This window comes from Hymenobacter sp. HSC-4F20 (assembly GCF_019599275.1).
Lineage (GTDB): Bacteria > Bacteroidota > Bacteroidia > Cytophagales > Hymenobacteraceae > Hymenobacter.
The window spans coordinates 221138-236471 of the sequence record NZ_JAHZTD010000003.1; the positions used below are offsets into that span (position 1 = coordinate 221138).

General features: G+C 58.0%; 11 protein-coding genes and 1 tRNA gene. 7 read left to right on the forward strand and 5 right to left on the reverse strand.

Going from position 1 to position 15334, the window contains the following annotated elements; all coding sequences use genetic code 11:
* Positions 1 to 22: 22 nt before the first annotated feature.
* On the reverse strand, positions 23 to 1930 hold the full coding sequence (asnB, locus tag K3G63_RS16985) for an asparagine synthase (glutamine-hydrolyzing) (RefSeq protein WP_220615322.1): 1908 nt from the start codon (positions 1928 to 1930) through the stop codon (positions 23 to 25).
* A gap of 127 nt (positions 1931 to 2057) precedes the next feature.
* On the opposite strand from asnB, the gene K3G63_RS16990 reads away from it, so the two are divergent.
* Complete coding sequence (locus K3G63_RS16990) at positions 2058 to 2588, forward strand: acyl-CoA-binding protein (RefSeq protein ID WP_220615323.1); 531 nt, start codon at positions 2058 to 2060, stop codon at positions 2586 to 2588.
* A 179-nt stretch (positions 2589 to 2767) separates the two neighbouring features.
* On the opposite strand, the gene K3G63_RS16995 is transcribed toward K3G63_RS16990, so the two are convergent.
* Entirely contained in the window at positions 2768 to 4177 is a 1410-nt protein-coding gene (locus tag K3G63_RS16995) for an FAD-binding oxidoreductase (protein WP_220615324.1), read from the reverse strand.
* 42 nt (positions 4178 to 4219) lie between these two features.
* Here K3G63_RS16995 and K3G63_RS17000 point away from each other — a divergent pair, with 42 nt between their 5' ends.
* The 3 genes from K3G63_RS17000 (at position 4220) to K3G63_RS17010 (ending at position 8784) form a co-directional block, all read left to right on the forward strand.
* On the forward strand, positions 4220 to 4906 hold the full coding sequence (locus tag K3G63_RS17000) for a C40 family peptidase (protein ID WP_259404536.1): 687 nt from the start codon (positions 4220 to 4222) through the stop codon (positions 4904 to 4906).
* A gap of 141 nt (positions 4907 to 5047) precedes the next feature.
* On the forward strand, positions 5048 to 8542 hold the full coding sequence (locus K3G63_RS17005) for a TonB-dependent receptor (protein WP_259404537.1): 3495 nt from the start codon (positions 5048 to 5050) through the stop codon (positions 8540 to 8542).
* A gap of 168 nt (positions 8543 to 8710) precedes the next feature.
* Positions 8711 to 8784, forward strand: a tRNA-Ala gene (locus K3G63_RS17010).
* A 140-nt stretch (positions 8785 to 8924) separates the two neighbouring features.
* On the opposite strand, the gene cysK is transcribed toward K3G63_RS17010, so the two are convergent.
* A complete protein-coding gene (cysK, locus tag K3G63_RS17015) occupies positions 8925 to 9845 on the reverse strand; it encodes a cysteine synthase A (protein WP_220615325.1) in 921 nt (306 codons plus the stop codon).
* An 80-nt stretch (positions 9846 to 9925) separates the two neighbouring features.
* Entirely contained in the window at positions 9926 to 10762 is an 837-nt protein-coding gene (locus tag K3G63_RS17020; protein ID WP_220615326.1) for a serine O-acetyltransferase, read from the reverse strand.
* Between the two features lie 173 nt (positions 10763 to 10935).
* Between K3G63_RS17020 and K3G63_RS17025 the strand changes: the two genes are divergently transcribed.
* Complete coding sequence (locus K3G63_RS17025; protein ID WP_220615327.1) at positions 10936 to 11277, forward strand: cupin domain-containing protein; 342 nt, start codon at positions 10936 to 10938, stop codon at positions 11275 to 11277.
* Between the two features lie 164 nt (positions 11278 to 11441).
* On the opposite strand, the gene K3G63_RS17030 is transcribed toward K3G63_RS17025, so the two are convergent.
* Positions 11442 to 13427: a peptidylprolyl isomerase gene (locus K3G63_RS17030; RefSeq protein ID WP_220615328.1), complete on the reverse strand. Its 1986-nt coding sequence runs from the start codon at positions 13425 to 13427 to the stop codon at positions 11442 to 11444.
* 160 nt (positions 13428 to 13587) lie between these two features.
* Between K3G63_RS17030 and K3G63_RS17035 the strand changes: the two genes are divergently transcribed.
* Both K3G63_RS17035 and K3G63_RS17040 read left to right on the forward strand, forming a co-directional pair.
* Positions 13588 to 13893, forward strand: a complete 306-nt coding sequence (locus K3G63_RS17035) for a hypothetical protein (RefSeq protein ID WP_220615329.1) — start codon at positions 13588 to 13590, stop codon at positions 13891 to 13893.
* Between the two features lie 61 nt (positions 13894 to 13954).
* Positions 13955 to 15325, forward strand: a complete 1371-nt coding sequence (locus K3G63_RS17040) for a sensor histidine kinase (RefSeq protein WP_220615330.1) — start codon at positions 13955 to 13957, stop codon at positions 15323 to 15325.
* Positions 15326 to 15334 lie beyond the last annotated feature (9 nt).

Sequence of the window (15334 nt, forward strand, 5' to 3'; positions counted from 1 at the left end):
CAAACTACTAAAAGGCTGCCTGTTACGCCATCATATGCTTTTTCCACCACCACTGAAAAACAATCAGGGCCCAGATGCGGGCGTGCACGTCGCCGGGGTTGGAGGAGAACAGCTGCCGCTTCAGGCCGCGGATGGCTTCTACGTCAAATACGCCCTGGGCTTCAATGAAGCCATCCGAAAGCAGGTCGTCTTCGATCAGGGGCCGCAACTCGCCGCGGAACCACTTGAGCAGGGGCACCTCAAAACCGTGCTTGGGGCGCTTATATAACTCTTCGGGCAGCATCGGCCGAAAGGCATCCTGCACGATCTTCTTTTTCATCTTGCCGTCAATCTTGCTGGAGACGGGCAAAGAAAAGGCAAAGCGCACCACGTTAGGATCCAGGAAGGGCGGGCGTACTTCCAGGGAATTGGCCATGCTCATGAGGTCGACCTTGGCGAGCATGTCGTAGGGTAGCACCATTTTGGTATCGGTGAGCAGCACCTCGTTCAGGTCACCATCGGCGTGCAGGTCTTCCAGCAGATCTTTGCGGCGCTTCTCGGCCAGCTTCTTCCCTACCTTACGGCGCGAGGCGGCGCTGAGCAGGCTGCGCGCGTCCTTCTCGGAAGCGAACGATGCCCAGTCCCAGTACCGGTCTTTGGGACCAGAGAGCATGCCGCGGGAAAAGCGCTGGAACTGGCGCACCTTGTTGCCAAAAAAGGAGTTACGCGACTTGGGCAGAATATCCCAGAGCAGGTTTAGTCCCGTAACGGCTTCGGCCTTGAAGCCCCCTTGCCGCACCTGAAACTCGCCCATGTGCTTATTATAGCCCCCGAACAGCTCGTCAGCGCCATCGCCCGACAAGGCCACCGTAGCTTTTTCGCGGGTGCGCTTGCTTAGGATGTACACGGCCAGCGCCGAAGAGTCGGCGAAGGGCTCGTCAATGTAATTCAGGACATCGAAGATGTGGTCGTAGAGGTCCTGGTTGGTAAGGGAGAAGACCGTGTGGTTGGTTTTGTACTTGTCGGCCACCAGCTTAGCGTACTTCGTCTCATCGAAGAACGGCTCGTCGCGGTAGCCAATGCTGAACGTGTTCAAGTGCTGGGTATGCCGCGAAGCCAGGGCCACGATAACCGACGAGTCGATGCCGCCGCTCAAGAAGGCACCCAGCGGCACGTCGGCCACGAGCCGGCGGGCGGTAGCGTCGTCGAGTAGCTCCACGAGCTTGGCCTGTTGCTGCTCATAGGTAAGCTTATTTTTCTCGGCTTTCTTCGCGTCGTAGGGAATCCTGTACCACCGCTTGCGCACTACTTTCTTCCCCTTCACGTAGAGGTAGTGGCCGGGCAGGAGCTTTTTCACTCCTTTAAAGATGGTAGCAGGGCCGGGAATGTAGTTTAGCTGCAGATAGTGGCTGAGCGACACATAATCCAGCTTGCGCGGCACTCCCAGGGCCAGCAACGACTTCATCTCAGAGGCAAACAATAGCTTATCCTCGTCGCGGTAAATCAGCAGGGGCTTCTCCCCCATCCGGTCGCGGGCCAGGAACACGGAATCTTCTTCCTTGTCGTAGATAGCAAAGTCGAAAAAGCCGTTCAGCTTTTTCAAGAAGTTGCGTCCCTCCGCCATGTACAGGTGCAGCACTACCTCCGTATCGGTCTGGGAGTGGAAGCGGTGTCCTTTATTGAGCAGCTTCTGGCGTAGCTCCTTGAAATTGAAAATCTCGCCGTTGAATACGATGGTGTAGCGGCCCGACTCATCCGTCATGGGCTGATTTCCGTCAGCCGTCAGGTCAAGAATAGCTAGGCGCCGAAACCCCAGCCCGCAGCGCTCATACGCGAAGTGCCCCTGGGAATCGGGGCCACGGCTAACAATGGCGTCGGTTGAGGCGCGCAGGGAGGCCAGCGAGTTGCGACCTGCTTCAGTAAAAGCGAATACTCCGGAGATTCCACACATAAGGCGGGCAAAAGTACGAACTATCGGGACTTGAGTTTGCAAAAACTACAAGCGTCTGCCCGCAACCAAAGCCGTGCCACGTTAGTACACAACCGTGGAATAGTTGTTTTCCCAACCCCGCCCTATCATGACTCTACAAGATCAGCTAACTCTTCAGCAGCAATTTGAAGCCGCCGTATCGCGCGTTGATAATCTTCCCGGTGACCAGGCTGCCGCCCACATGACGGACCTCTACGGCTTGTATAAGCAAGCTACCGAAGGCGACCATGACACCCAGCACGATGAAGTAGGCGACGACACGCCCGACAACCCGAACGGTCCGAAAGGCCTTTCGCAAGCCCAGTGGGATGCCTGGAGCAAGTACAAAGGCGTTCATCAGGACGATGCCCGCCGCCAGTACATCCAGAAAGTAACCGAAATAGCCGGCCCCGTCGGCGAAAAAACCACTATTATCACCGGTAACGGCCAGCCAGCAACGGGCTCGCAAGTAGGGGGAGCCGATGCTGCTTCCGGCCCGGAAGTGCAGCCCAATGATAACACAACGCTTGCCCAGCAGCCCAGCACGCAGCCAGGCGTATCACAAGGCGGTTTGCGAGGAGACATTACTGCCGGTGCTCCTTATGGAGGCGAGGATAAGCTAAAGGGCGACCAGAGCTAGTCACAGATTTTCGCAGATGGGAACGGACTGATCGAATTTTACAGAGGAGCCTGTTCTTCTACACTACCCGCTCTCCAAGTAAAAAGCCCCACTCTCGGTGGGGCTTTTTTGTGCTTTACATCAGGCGCTGGACGGTCTGTGAATCCGACTAATACGTTTGTAGCTGCAATTATCCGTACTCAGAAGATCTTGCCGGGATTCATAATGCCGTGCGGGTCAAACACCTGCTTGATACCGCGCATCAGGTTGAGGTTGGCTTCTTTCAGGGCGATACCGACGTATCCTTTTTGCACCAGCCCGATGCCATGCTCTCCCGAGATAGTGCCCCCCAGTTTCACGCACAGTTCGAAAATCTCCGTGATGGGTTGGCGCAGGCCTACATTCCACTGCTCGTCCGTTAGCTCACCCCGAATGATATTCACGTGCAAATTGCCGTCGCCGGCGTGGCCGTAGCACACGCTCTTGAAGCCGTAGCGCGCGCCAATTTCCTTTACGCCTTTGAGAAGCATTGGTAGCTCGGCGCGGGGTACTACAGTGTCCTCCTCTTTGTAGACCGAGTTGTACCGCACAGAATTGCCAATGTTGCGTCGTATTTTCCAGAGTTCCTCTTTCTGGGTAGCCGTGTCGGCAAGTAAGATTTCTCCTACGTCATAGTGCTCCAACACGGCATACACCTGCTCAGCCTCTTTATATAGCTGTTCCAGATCCTGGCCATCCAATTCAATAAGCAGGTGCGCCATAATATCGTCTGGCAGGGCGAGCGGAATTTTCAGGTAGTCCGATGACCACGCTATAGCTTCCCGCTCCATGAATTCCATGCCGGAGGGGACAATTCCGGCCCGAAATACAGCCGAGACGGCCTCGGCTGCCTGGGCTTCCTGGCGGAAGGGCACCAGCATCAGAATGTTGTGCTGCGGATATGGCAGCAAGCGGAACACCACCTTAGTAATAATCCCAAGCGTTCCTTCCGAACCTACCATCAGCTGCGTGAGATTGTAGCCGGTGGAGTTTTTCAAAGTATTAGCCGCCGTCCAGATGATTTCGCCCGTAGGCAGCACTACCTGCAGGTTCAGCACGTAGTCGCGCGTAGTACCATATTTCACGGCTTTAGGCCCGCCGCTGCTGTGAGCCAGGTTGCCACCCAGAAAACAGCTGCCCTTACTAGCCGGGTCGGGAGGGTAGAACAAGCCTACCTCCTTTACGGCATTCTGAAACACCTCATTTACTACTCCGGGCTCCACAGTAGCCTGTAGGTTGCGCTCGTCAATTTGCAGGATGCGATTAAGCCGCTCGGTACTCAAAACCAACCCGTTGTGAATAGGCAGAGCCCCCCCGCTCAGGCCAGTTCCTGCCCCACGGGCCGTCACCGGAATCCGGTGCTCGTGGCAGAGGCGCACAATGGCACTTACTTCCTCTGCGTTAGCGGGACGCACTACCACCTCAGGAGCAAAGTGCAGGTCTTCCGTATGGTCACGCCCATAAGTAGCATACACATCCGCCTCCACCCGATGCGCGGTAAGCACGTGCTGGGTTCCAACAACGGCTTCAAATTCAGCCACCAGGGCGGGAGTCAAAACTTGATATTCCATATATAGAGGAGTGAAATGACAGCGTCGCTTATCTTTGTTCCGATGCGGGAACACGTTACGAAGGTACAGCATTCGGCGCAGTGGCAGCGGCCCCTGTTAGCTATCTTACTGTTGGTCTTGGGAAGTTGGCTGGCGGCTTGTAGCAGCACCAGCAAAGTAAATTACCGAAACGGCCGTTACTATTCGGCCCGCGACATGGCGCGCATGAAAGCAGCCAACCGGCGGCGCAGTGTTGCCGCGCCTACGGTTAAATCAAAGGTTAAGACATCAACCGCCACGGGAAAAGCCAAGAGTGTAGTACGCCGGCCGGCGCCAGCCCGTCCATTGCCCGCAAACGTTCCGCGCCAGATGGCAGTAGTTATTGAGACAGCGCGCTCATTCCAAGGTACCCCCTATAAGTTTGGCGGTACAACCCGGCAGGGCATGGATTGCTCGGGCCTTCTATTGGAATCTTTTGCGGCCATCAACGTAGCCATTCCGCGCTCCAGCAACGAGCAGGCTCTGTGGGGTGAGCCCGTACGGCCCCAGGATTTGCGAGCAGGCGATTTGGTATTTTTCGGAGCTTCACCTGGCAGTGCTACCATTACGCACGTAGGTTTAATTACGGAAGCTTCGGCGGAAAGTGTTCAGTTCATTCACTCTTCCAGTTCGTTAGGTGTAATAGAAAATGCTTTGGAAACCGATTACTACCTAAGCAGATTCATTAAGGCAGTACGACCAAGATTGTGAATTTCCCCCTTACCTTTGCAGGGCTCTTGGCCTCTGACGTTCTAGATTTCATAACACTGGCGTAACACAATCAGGTTTTGGAAGCCGTAGTTTTGCGCCGCTTTTTCTCAGCACACTTTTTTCATCAATCCCCCCTCATTTATGAGAAACAACCTTTACGCCTCCGTGATGCTGGCGCCTTTGGCAGTCCTGGCGGCGCACGTAAGCTGGGCGCAGGGTACCACCACTTCAGCCATGAACGGTGTTATTACCGATAAGGCTGGCGAGGGCTTGCCCGGAGCTACAGTAATTGCCGTGCACACCCCGACTAACACGCAGTACGTGGCGCCGACCAACTCGGAGGGTCGATTTAACCTGCAGAATATGCGGGTGGGTGGTCCGTATACCATACGGATTACTTTTGTGGGCTACAAGGAAGCTGTGCGGGAAAACATCTTCCTGACGCTGGGCCAGAACCTGCGTCTTGACATCAACCTGAGCGAATCGGAGCAGGTACTGGGCGAAGTAGTAGTAAGCGGCCGTCAAGATCCGGTTATCAACGCCGGCCGGACGGGTGCTGCCACTACAGTACAACGTGAGCAGATTGAGCGTCTGCCCACTCTGAACCGTTCGCTAAACGATTTCACCCGTTTGACCCCGCAGGCAAATGGTCAAAGCTTTGGTGGCCGTAGCGGTAGCTTCAACAACATTACGGTTGATGGTGCCATCTTCAACAATGCCTTCGGCCTGTCGTCGACGGTAGGTGGTCAGGCCGGTGCTCAGCCCATCTCGCTGGACGCTATCGACCAGATTCAGGTGAGCATCGCTCCTTTCGACGTTCGTCAGGGCTCCTTTACGGGTGCTGGTATTAACGTAGTAACCCGCTCCGGCACCAACAAATTCTCGGGCTCCATCTACGGCTTCTACCGCGACCAGAACCTGGTAGGTAGCAAAGTAGGCGACTTCGAGCAAGATTACCCCAAGTTCCGCCTGCATAATGAAGGCTTCCGCGTAGGTGGCCCAATCATTAAGGACAAGCTGTTCTTCTTCGTAAACGGAGAGCGGGAACGTCGTAACGATCCGCCCACGGGTAACTTCACCGCTAACCGCGCCGACACGCCGCCCGCTGCTGGCTCGCAGACTTCGGCCGCCTCGGCTCGTGACCTCAATGCGCTGCGCAACTTCCTGCAGGAGCAGTATGGTTACAACGCTGGGGAGTATGAAAACTACCAGCTGCGCTCCAACAGCGACAAGATTACGGCGAAGCTTGACTGGAACATCAGCCAGAACCACCGCTTCAACATCAAGTATAACTTCCTGAAGTCGTACTCTGATATTCCGCCGAGCACCTCAGGCGCTATCAACAACCAACGCTCTCAGTCGCAGTTCGGTTTGCCGTTCTCGTCGTCGTACTACACGATCAACAACAACCTGAACTCGCTGATTGCTGAATTAAACAGCACCTTCGGCGGCGGCCGCTTCTCAAACAACCTGACGGCTGGCTACTCGGCCTTCCGCGACTTCCGCGAAAGCAGCGGTGGTATTTTCCCGCTGGTTGACATTGGTACTGGCATCGGTCGCAGCACAGGTGCCGCTCTGAATGGTATCACGGCCTCTAACTCGCTGACTTCGTTTGGCTACGAGCCCTTCTCGGCTTTCAACATCCTGAACTCGGATGTGTACCAGTTCGGTGACAACTTTACCGCTTACCTGGGTAAGCACAACGTAACGGTTGGTACCTACAACGAATTCTACAAGTTCCGGAACGGCTTCGCTCCCAACTACTACGGTAACTATTCGTTCAACTCGCTCGAAGACTTCTACGCTTCGGCTGGTTTCAACTACGACCGGGCTACCGGTACCTATACCCCGCTGGCTGCCGGGGCCACCCGCCCCGGTCCGGCTCGCTACAACCTGCAGTACTCGGCTCTGCCGGGCGGTGAGTTCCCCTACGCTGATATCACGGCTGCTCAGCTTGGCCTGTATGCCCAGGACGAATGGTCGCCGCGTAACAACCTACGGGTAACTTACGGGGTACGGGCTGACTTGCCTTTCGTGACGTCAGATCTGCAGCAGAACACGAATGCAGCTAACCTGACCTTCCGCGACGGGGTAAAAATTAATACCAGCCAGCTGCCCAAGAAGCAGGTTCTGTTCTCGCCCCGCGTTGGTTTCAACTGGGATGTAAACGACGACAAGAAAACGCAGGTACGCGGTGGTACGGGTATCTTTACGGGCCGTGTACCGTTCGTATGGTTGTCAAACCAGGCCAGCAACAACGGGGTGCAGTTCGGCTCGTTCAGCACTTCGGGCTCAGTAGCTACTACCAACAGCGCCGGAGTAACAAACCCCAACGCGTCCATCTACCCCTTCAGCCCGAACGTAGATGCTTACCGCCCGCAGAATGCAGCGGCTAACACGGCCTACAACCTGGCCGTAACGGATGAGAACTTCAAGTTCCCGCAGGTATGGCGCAGCAACCTGGCCGTTGACCAGCAGCTGATTGGTGGCATCATTGGTACTCTGGAAGCATTCTACACCCGCGACATTAACGCAGTGTACCACCAGAACGTGAACCTGCCGGGCAGCGAAGAAGCTCCTTTCGCCCGTTCCAACGGCGCAGACACCCGGCCGATCTTCTACACCTTCGGTGCTCCCCAGACCGGTGCCAATGCTGGCTTGGTAACTGCTACTCGTAACTACCAGATTTACGGTGGTCGTGGTGGCGCTACGGCGGCTAACCCCAACATCAGCGACGCCATCCTGATGAAGAACACCAACAAGGGGTATTCGTATGCCGTTACCGCGCAGTTGCAGAAATCGTTCAGCAGCGGCCTGTACCTGAGTGCTGCTTACACCTACTCGGACGCTCGTTCGGTAAACGACGGCGGCTCGATTGCACAGTCTATCTGGCGTGACCGTGCCGTATCCGGTGACCCGAATGCGGAAGCCCTCAGCTACTCGAACTTCCTGCAGCAGCACCGCGTGATTGGTTCGGTGTCGTACCGCAAGGAGTACTTGGGGCACTTGGCTACTACCCTCTCGCTGTTCTACGAAGCTGCTCCGGCCGGTCGTTTCTCCTACGTATACTCGGGTGACATGAACGGGGACAATCAGACGTCGAATGACCTGATGTACATCCCGCGCAACCAGAGCGAAATCAATCTGCGCCCGGTAACCACCAACGGGGTAACCTACAGCGCAGCACAGCAGTGGGCTGACCTGGATGCATACATCAACCAGGACAAGTACCTGAGCAAGCACCGTGGTGAGTACGCTGAGCGTAACGGAGCCGTTCGTCCGTGGCAGAACCGCCTCGACGCTCGTCTGCTGCAGGACATCTTCACCAACATCGGTGAGAACCGCAACTCGCTGCAGCTGAGCATCGACGTCTTCAACATCGGCAACCTGATCAACAGCGACTGGGGTGTGTTCCAGACTACGAACCGCACCAACCCGCTCACGTTCTCTGGTTACAACCAGCAGGGTCAGCCGGTATTTGAATACCGTTACCTGACTAACCCCACCTCGACGACCGTGAATGGCACGACGACGGTGACTCCGGGTGTGCCGCTGTCACAGACTTTCCGTAACGATACCGGTGGTATTGGTTCCCGCTGGCAGGGCCAGATCGGCCTGCGCTACATCTTCAACTAAACCAATGGTTTAGGTTCTAAAAAGTGGGCTGACGATAGTGTCAGCCCACTTTTTTTATGCGGTAATTGAAAATATTTTTCACTTTTTTTGAGGCAAAAACTTGCAGATTCGAAAAGCCGCAGTACTTTTGTCACACCAAACGCAACCGGCGAATGGGTTATCAAAAACGGGGGATTAGCTCAGCTGGCTAGAGCGCTTGCATGGCATGCAAGAGGTCATCGGTTCGACTCCGATATTCTCCACTCTCGTTAAAAAAGCCTGACCGAAAAGTCAGGCTTTTTTGTTAATACCCCGTTTGCCCGCTAAGTACATAAAACCCCAAAGGCCACTCTCAGTAAGCACCGAGAGTGGCCTTTGGGGTTTTATAGAGACGTGCTACCCCTTACACAAACAACCCTTCTACTGAAAGGTACCGCTCACCGGTATCATAGCAGAAAGTAAGCACACGGCCCCCTTCCGGAACTTCACCGAGCTTTTTAGCCACCGCGGCCAGGGAGGCTCCGGAAGAAACTCCTACAAACAGACCTTCCTCGCGCGCAGCACGGCGGGCATACTCAAATGCTTCCTGCTGGCTGACCTGAATAGTACCATCTAGGATGTCGGTGTGCAGGTTGTCGGGGATAAAGCCGGCACCGATGCCCTGAATAGGATGTGGACCAGGGACTCCCCCGCTAATGACGGGGGAAAGCTCGGGCTCCACGGCGAAGGTCTTCATCTGAGGAAAATGCGGCTTTAGGACTTCCGTTACAGCCGTGATGTGGCCTCCGGTGCCTACCCCGGTAATATGAAAGTCGAAGCCTTCGGGGGCATCGCGCAGAATTTCCTGGGCCGTGGTTTCGGCGTGCACTTTGATGTTGGCGGGGTTACTGAACTGCATGGGCATCCAAGCGCCGGGGGTGTCTCGCACCAGTTCGTGGGCTTTTTCAATAGCCCCTTTCATACCCTTCTCCCGGGGGGTCAGCTCTAGGTTGGCGCCGTAGGCGGCCATCAGGCGGCGGCGCTCAATGCTCATGCTCTCGGGCATTACCAGCGTTAGCTTATACCCTTTTACGGCCGCTACCATAGCCAACCCTACCCCTGTGTTGCCCGAGGTAGGCTCTACAATCAGACTGTCAGAGGTCAGAATACCGTCTCGCTCGGCCTGTTCAATCATGCTCAGGGCAATCCGGTCTTTGATGCTGCCGCCGGGGTTGGCGCGCTCTAGCTTCACCCACACTTCTACGTCGGGGCGGTGGGCGAATAGCTTATTGAGGCGCAGCAATGGCGTATTGCCGATGGTATCCAGAATGGATGTGGCTTTCATGATGGTGGAGAAATAAGAGAACAAAGAAGAAAGGCCTGCACCGTCGGGCCGGAGCAGACGGCGAAGGGTGTCAGAACAACTTAAATGGAAAACGTAATATCTTCGGTGGGGTCCTGAGAGCGGGTAACGTGGATGTGAGCCTGATGATATACCCGGGAGTGCGAGGGCACACTTTCCGTCAGCCAGACATTGCCCCCAATAATGCTATGGCTACCTACCGTAGTACTACCGCCCAAAATAGTAGCTCCGGCGTAAATCACCACGTAATCTTCAATGGTAGGGTGGCGCTTGATACCCTGCAGGTGCTTGGCCACACTCAGCGCACCCAGCGTTACGCCCTGAAAAATCTTGACGTGCGCCCCGATTATGCAGGTTTCGCCAATTACCAGACCAGTACCGTGGTCGATGCAGAAAGATGGCCCGATGCGGGCCCCGGGGTGAATATCGATACCCGTACGCTGATGCGCGTACTCACTCAGAATGCGGGGTACGCGCGGTACCCCGCGCTGGTGCAGCCCGTGCGCGAAACGGTGCATGGCAATGGCGTAGAATCCGGGATAGGAAGCCACTACCTCCGCCAGGCCCTGGGCGGCGGGGTCGGCCGCTACAATGGCTGCAGCATCCTGCAGCAAGGTGGCGCGCAGAGCCGGCAAACCTTGCATCAGGGCGGCTGCTAACTCCGCAGCCGGTGGGGCGGCGGGTACCGTCCGGAGCAGGGCAGTCAGGTCGTTCTGGAGCTGGTCGAGGGTAGCAGCCACGGCATCGGGGTTGCGCAAGGGCCGGGCAGAGCGCTCCGGGAAAAGCAGGTCCAGCAGCTGCTCGGCCAGGTGGCAGAACGCGGCGGCGGGTAGTGGAGTGGCCGTTTGCAGGTGAGCCTGCGTCAGGGCCTGGATAAAAGTGTGGTTAGCAGGAAACATGAGCAAAGCAGAAGCCCTGACAGTGGGCGAAAGGGCGGAAGATAAAACGGCCGCGACTTTTCCCAACCACCGTTGCCCGCGGAAGGTTTAGGATTCGGGCACTGAGGTAACCTGTCCTTGCTCCGTCGCGTTAGGTTCAGGAGCAAGCACCTCTTCACTTTACTTCCTACTATATGGCTGATACCACCATCACCAAAGTTGATTCCCGCTTCTCCCCCACCGGCGCCGAGGGCGAAAAATATTTGGCTTCCGGCGTGCACGTGGCCATGCGCTTGTGGGAAGACGAGCAGCCCGGCGAACCGAAAGAGCCCTCGTCCCGCCCCTACGAAACGGTAGGCTACGTGCTGAAAGGCCGGGCTGAGCTACACCTGGAAGGCCAGATGGTAGTACTGGAGCCCGGCAACTCCTGGGTAGTGCCGAAAGGTGCTTCCCACACCTATAAGATTCTGGAAGCCTTTTCCGCCGTTGAAGCCACCACGCCGCCCGCCCAGGCCCACGGCCGCGACGAAGAATAAGTTTACTTCCCATTTCATACACAACGGCCCCAGCTACTAAGGCAATGTAGCTGGGGCCGTTGTGTATAAGGTAAGCGGATCGGAAGCCTGGACTATAGCTCAGAAGTAGAGAAACCGGGGGCCTGCCTTTTTCGAGCAGTGCGAAACGCCTGTGGCGGGCGCGTTTACGGCAATAACTCCACCCGCTCAATTCGGTCCCCAATGTCGAGGCGGCTGACAACCTCCATGCCCTGCACTACCTGCGCAAAAATGGTGTAACGGCCGTCGAGGTGGGGCGTGGGAGCGTGGGTGATAAACCACTGACAGCTTTCCGTGTCCTTGCCCGCCGAGGCCAGGCCCACGGCTCCTTCCCCATAGCGCAGGTCGGCAAACTCGGAGCGCAGGTTATAGTCGGAGCTGCCCCAACCGTCGCCGCGCGGGCAGCCGCCCTGGGCCACAAAGTTGGGTACTACGCGGTGAAAGTTTTTGCCATTGTAGAAGCCTTGGCGGGTAAGCGTCACAAAGCTGGCCACGGAGCCCGGTGCCTGCTCCACCAGCAGCCGCAGAATAATGTCGCCTTTATCCGTGCGAACGGCTACTCGCTGCCCGACCGGAATAGTGCGCACCAGTTCCCAGTCGATGGGATGGGTAGCGGCGGCCGCTACGGGCGTAGTGGTAGCCGGACGGTGCTGCACATAGTCAATAGTCTGCTGCAAGGATTGCCAGGCCTCCAAGTCGCGGGGCAAGGTAAGTTGGTTGCGGGCCTGCACCAGAAAGTCCGGGTTGGGCAGCCACTGGTGCAACTGTAGTTTCGGGTCGCGGATAGCTTCGGCAGCGGTGCCTATTAAAGCTACGTCGCGGCTGAGCACCCCGCGGCGCAGGGCCAGCGCCAACTCGGGGTAACTTGCCTTTGGAAAGCCGGGCGAGCGGCCCATCGCTATCAGCGCTTCCATGCCGTAGGTGCCAATCACGACGGGCTGATTGGGCGCGAAGGTAGCCTCCTGCACAAAACTAAAGGTGGCGGGGTCTTCGCCGAGGGCCTTGAGCAAATAGCCTTTCTCGTAGGGGTCGGGGGCTGCGGTATACCGCTCCTGAACAGCCCGTCGGATGGCCGCCTGCTCGGGGCTAGCCTGGCGCAGGGCCGCCGCCAGCAGAGTAGCCCGTACCCGCCACTGCGGGAGGCGGTTGGCTTTTTCCAGAAAAGAGGCACCAGGCTCCCGGGTGGCATGGAGCAGGAAGAACTCCGCGGCCGCCAGGGCAACCTGGGCGTTGGTATCGGTAAGAGCATCCCAGGCAGCTTCCTTTACCGGGGCGTACATGCCGGCGTTCATTGCCCGCAGAGCGCTTACCCGCACCCGGTAGTCAGGGTCGCGGCGGGAGAGCAGGGCCAGGTGCCCCGGCACGGCAGCGGCCCCCGCAGCTTTGCCCAGTGCCGCCACGGCACCGCTCCGAACAGCATAGTGCGGGTCCTGTTGGGCGGCGGCGCTAATAGCGGCGGCATAGGGCGTCAGGTTCAGGCCGCGCGTACGAGCCAGGGCGTTGGCCGCGGCCAGCCGGGCGCTCATCGGGTTGCCGCGGCCTAGCAGCTGCACCAGCCGCCCAACGGCCGCTTCCGAGGTTACCCCCCGTAAGCTAGCCCGGTACAGGCCCCAGGCCTGCCCACTCAGCGCGGCCGTGTCGGTGGCCAGGGCGGGGGGCAGCCGCGCGAGCATAGCCAGCCCGGCCCGGGACGTGCAGCGTCCCAGGGCTTCCAGTACGTAGCGCCGCACTACCCCATCGGGCTCCACGCTGCTGCGCTGCACCAGCCCTGCTTCGGCGGTGGAGTCGGCGGTTTGCCCGAGGGCATAGGCGGCGGCCCGCCGCACGGCCGCATCGGGGTCTTCCCGCAGCCGGGCCAGCAAGGGCGTAGTAGCCGCCTTATCCTGCACCGAGGCCAGGGCCTCCGCCGCGGCCCGGCGGTACTGGGGCTGGGAACTGCTGAGGTAGGGAAGCAGCGCGGCGGTGCGGCGCTCATCCTGGCTGGTGGCAATGCGGCGCAGCACACTGTCGGCGGCGAAGTGGTTGGCGAAGGCTCGGGTGGCGGCTGGTTTTGGCTGGGAGGCGCAGGCAGAAAGCAGGGCGCTGCCGGCAACCGCCAGCATGGCAGCCCGACACTGGGCAGAGTAGGTCATGGTTGGTCTAAGGTAGAAATTGCTGCCGTAAGCAACTACCCTGGGCGTTCCGCCATCTACTCTGCTGGCGGATACCCGCTCTGCAGAAATCAGCGCATTTGCGCGCGGGTGTGGGGAAACTGCTTTATAATAGCATCTTTACGGCAGCAAGCACCAGCGTATGTCCAGGGCCAGATTTTATCCATTAGCTTTCCTACTGGTACTCACTGCCCTGAGAAGTCAGGCGCAGACCCGGACAACCACTTCGCCCGCTTCCCCGCAGAAAGAGCTGGTAGTGCGCGTAACCCTACCTACTGTGGTAGGACTGCTGGGTGAGTACACGGGTATTCTGCGTTCCAAGGAAAAAGGCAAGCTCAAAACCCTGACCGGGCCCAACCGGCCGCGCAGCACCAGCAACCCCGTGCTGATTCTGTCCATTCCTCTGCCTAAACTGCTGGCCGACCGCAAGGAAGACCCGGCCCCCTAACCTCCCAGCCACCAGCCGTACTGCGTGCTGGCCGCCTGTATACCAGCCCTTTCCTTCACCCATGAACCTCAACGCAGAAGTGTTTTTCACTGTTCTAATGGCGGTGGCCCTCGTGCGGATGCTACGCAAGTTTCTGGACTTGCCTACTCGCCTACCGCGCCTGAACCAGGCGCTGACCTGGATTTGGGTGCCGGGCGTACTGCTGTTTCTCACCGACCGGGTCTTGGGCTGGAAGTCAGACCAGTTGGATGAGGCATACCTGCTGCTGGTGCTGCTCGTTACGGCCGGGCTGCTGGGGCTGCTGCGTGCCTACCGGCCGGCGCGCACGCTGTTGTTGGGGCTACTACCCTTTATCTTGTTTTCCACCCTGGAGCTGCTGCTCTCCAGCACGCGCCTGCTGCAGGACTACGACGAGGCTTTTGACACGTCGAAAGGCTTTTCCTTTATCTGGCTGTTTACTTCCGTATTCATTGCCCGCAGCCAGAAACGGCACCTGGAGAAAGAGCGCCTGGAACGCGAGGAAGAAGAAAAAGCCAAGCAGCTCATTGCCGCCCAAAACGCCGAGTTGGAGCGCCTGGTAGCCGAGCGCACGGCCATTCTGACCCAGCAGGCCGAGGAGCTGCGCGACGCCCTGACCGAACTCAAAACCACCCAGAACCAGCTTATTCAGGCCGAAAAGATGGCTTCACTGGGCGAGCTGACCGCTGGCATTGCCCACGAGATTCAGAATCCGCTCAACTTCGTGACGAACTTTTCCGACGTCAGCGCCGAGCTGGTGGCAGAGTTGGAGGAGGAGCAGCAGAACCCCAACCGTGACCCACAGCTGGAGGCTGAACTGCTCGGCGACCTGAAACAAAACCTGCTCAAGATTACCCACCACGGGCAGCGGGCCGCCAGCATCGTGCGCGGGATGCTGGAACACTCCCGCGCCAGCACCGGCGAGCGGCAGCCTACCAATCTCAACCTGCTGGCCGACGAGTACCTGCGCCTGGCCTACCACGGCCTGCGCGCCAAGGATAAAACCTTTAACGCTACTCTCTCTACTCACTTCGACCCCAATCTGGGCACCGTGGAAGCCGTGTCGCAGGACCTGGGGCGGGTGCTGCTGAACCTGTTTACCAATGCCTTTTACGCCGTGCAAAAGCGCAAAGAACTGAATCAGCCCGGCTACGTGCCGACCGTTACGGTGCGCACGCGGGCCCTGCCTGACGGGGAAGTAGAAGTGCGGGTATGCGACAACGGCACCGGTATTCCGCAGGCCGTCGTAGAAAAGATTTTCCAACCTTTTTTCACCACCAAACCCACGGGCGAAGGCACCGGCCTGGGCCTTTCCCTGAGCTATGATATCGTCACGAAAGGCCACGGTGGCACCCTGACGGTGGAAACCACCGAAGGCAGCGGTACAGAGTTTAGCATTACCCTACCCGCCTAGTATTCCGTC

Excerpts from the sequence above, each read along its gene's own strand:
- asnB (WP_220615322.1), bottom strand. The coding sequence starts at position 1,930 with ATGTGTGGAATCTCCGGAGTATTCGCTTTTACTGAAGCAGGTCGCAAC.
- K3G63_RS16990 (WP_220615323.1), top strand. The coding sequence starts at position 2,058 with ATGACTCTACAAGATCAGCTAACTCTTCAGCAGCAATTTGAAGCCGCC.
- K3G63_RS16995 (WP_220615324.1), bottom strand. The coding sequence starts at position 4,177 with ATGGAATATCAAGTTTTGACTCCCGCCCTGGTGGCTGAATTTGAAGCC.
- K3G63_RS17000 (WP_259404536.1), top strand. The coding sequence starts at position 4,220 with ATGCGGGAACACGTTACGAAGGTACAGCATTCGGCGCAGTGGCAGCGG.
- K3G63_RS17005 (WP_259404537.1), top strand. The coding sequence starts at position 5,048 with ATGAGAAACAACCTTTACGCCTCCGTGATGCTGGCGCCTTTGGCAGTC.
- cysK (WP_220615325.1), bottom strand. The coding sequence starts at position 9,845 with ATGAAAGCCACATCCATTCTGGATACCATCGGCAATACGCCATTGCTG.
- K3G63_RS17020 (WP_220615326.1), bottom strand. The coding sequence starts at position 10,762 with ATGTTTCCTGCTAACCACACTTTTATCCAGGCCCTGACGCAGGCTCAC.
- K3G63_RS17025 (WP_220615327.1), top strand. The coding sequence starts at position 10,936 with ATGGCTGATACCACCATCACCAAAGTTGATTCCCGCTTCTCCCCCACC.
- K3G63_RS17030 (WP_220615328.1), bottom strand. The coding sequence starts at position 13,427 with ATGACCTACTCTGCCCAGTGTCGGGCTGCCATGCTGGCGGTTGCCGGC.
- K3G63_RS17035 (WP_220615329.1), top strand. The coding sequence starts at position 13,588 with ATGTCCAGGGCCAGATTTTATCCATTAGCTTTCCTACTGGTACTCACT.
- K3G63_RS17040 (WP_220615330.1), top strand. The coding sequence starts at position 13,955 with ATGAACCTCAACGCAGAAGTGTTTTTCACTGTTCTAATGGCGGTGGCC.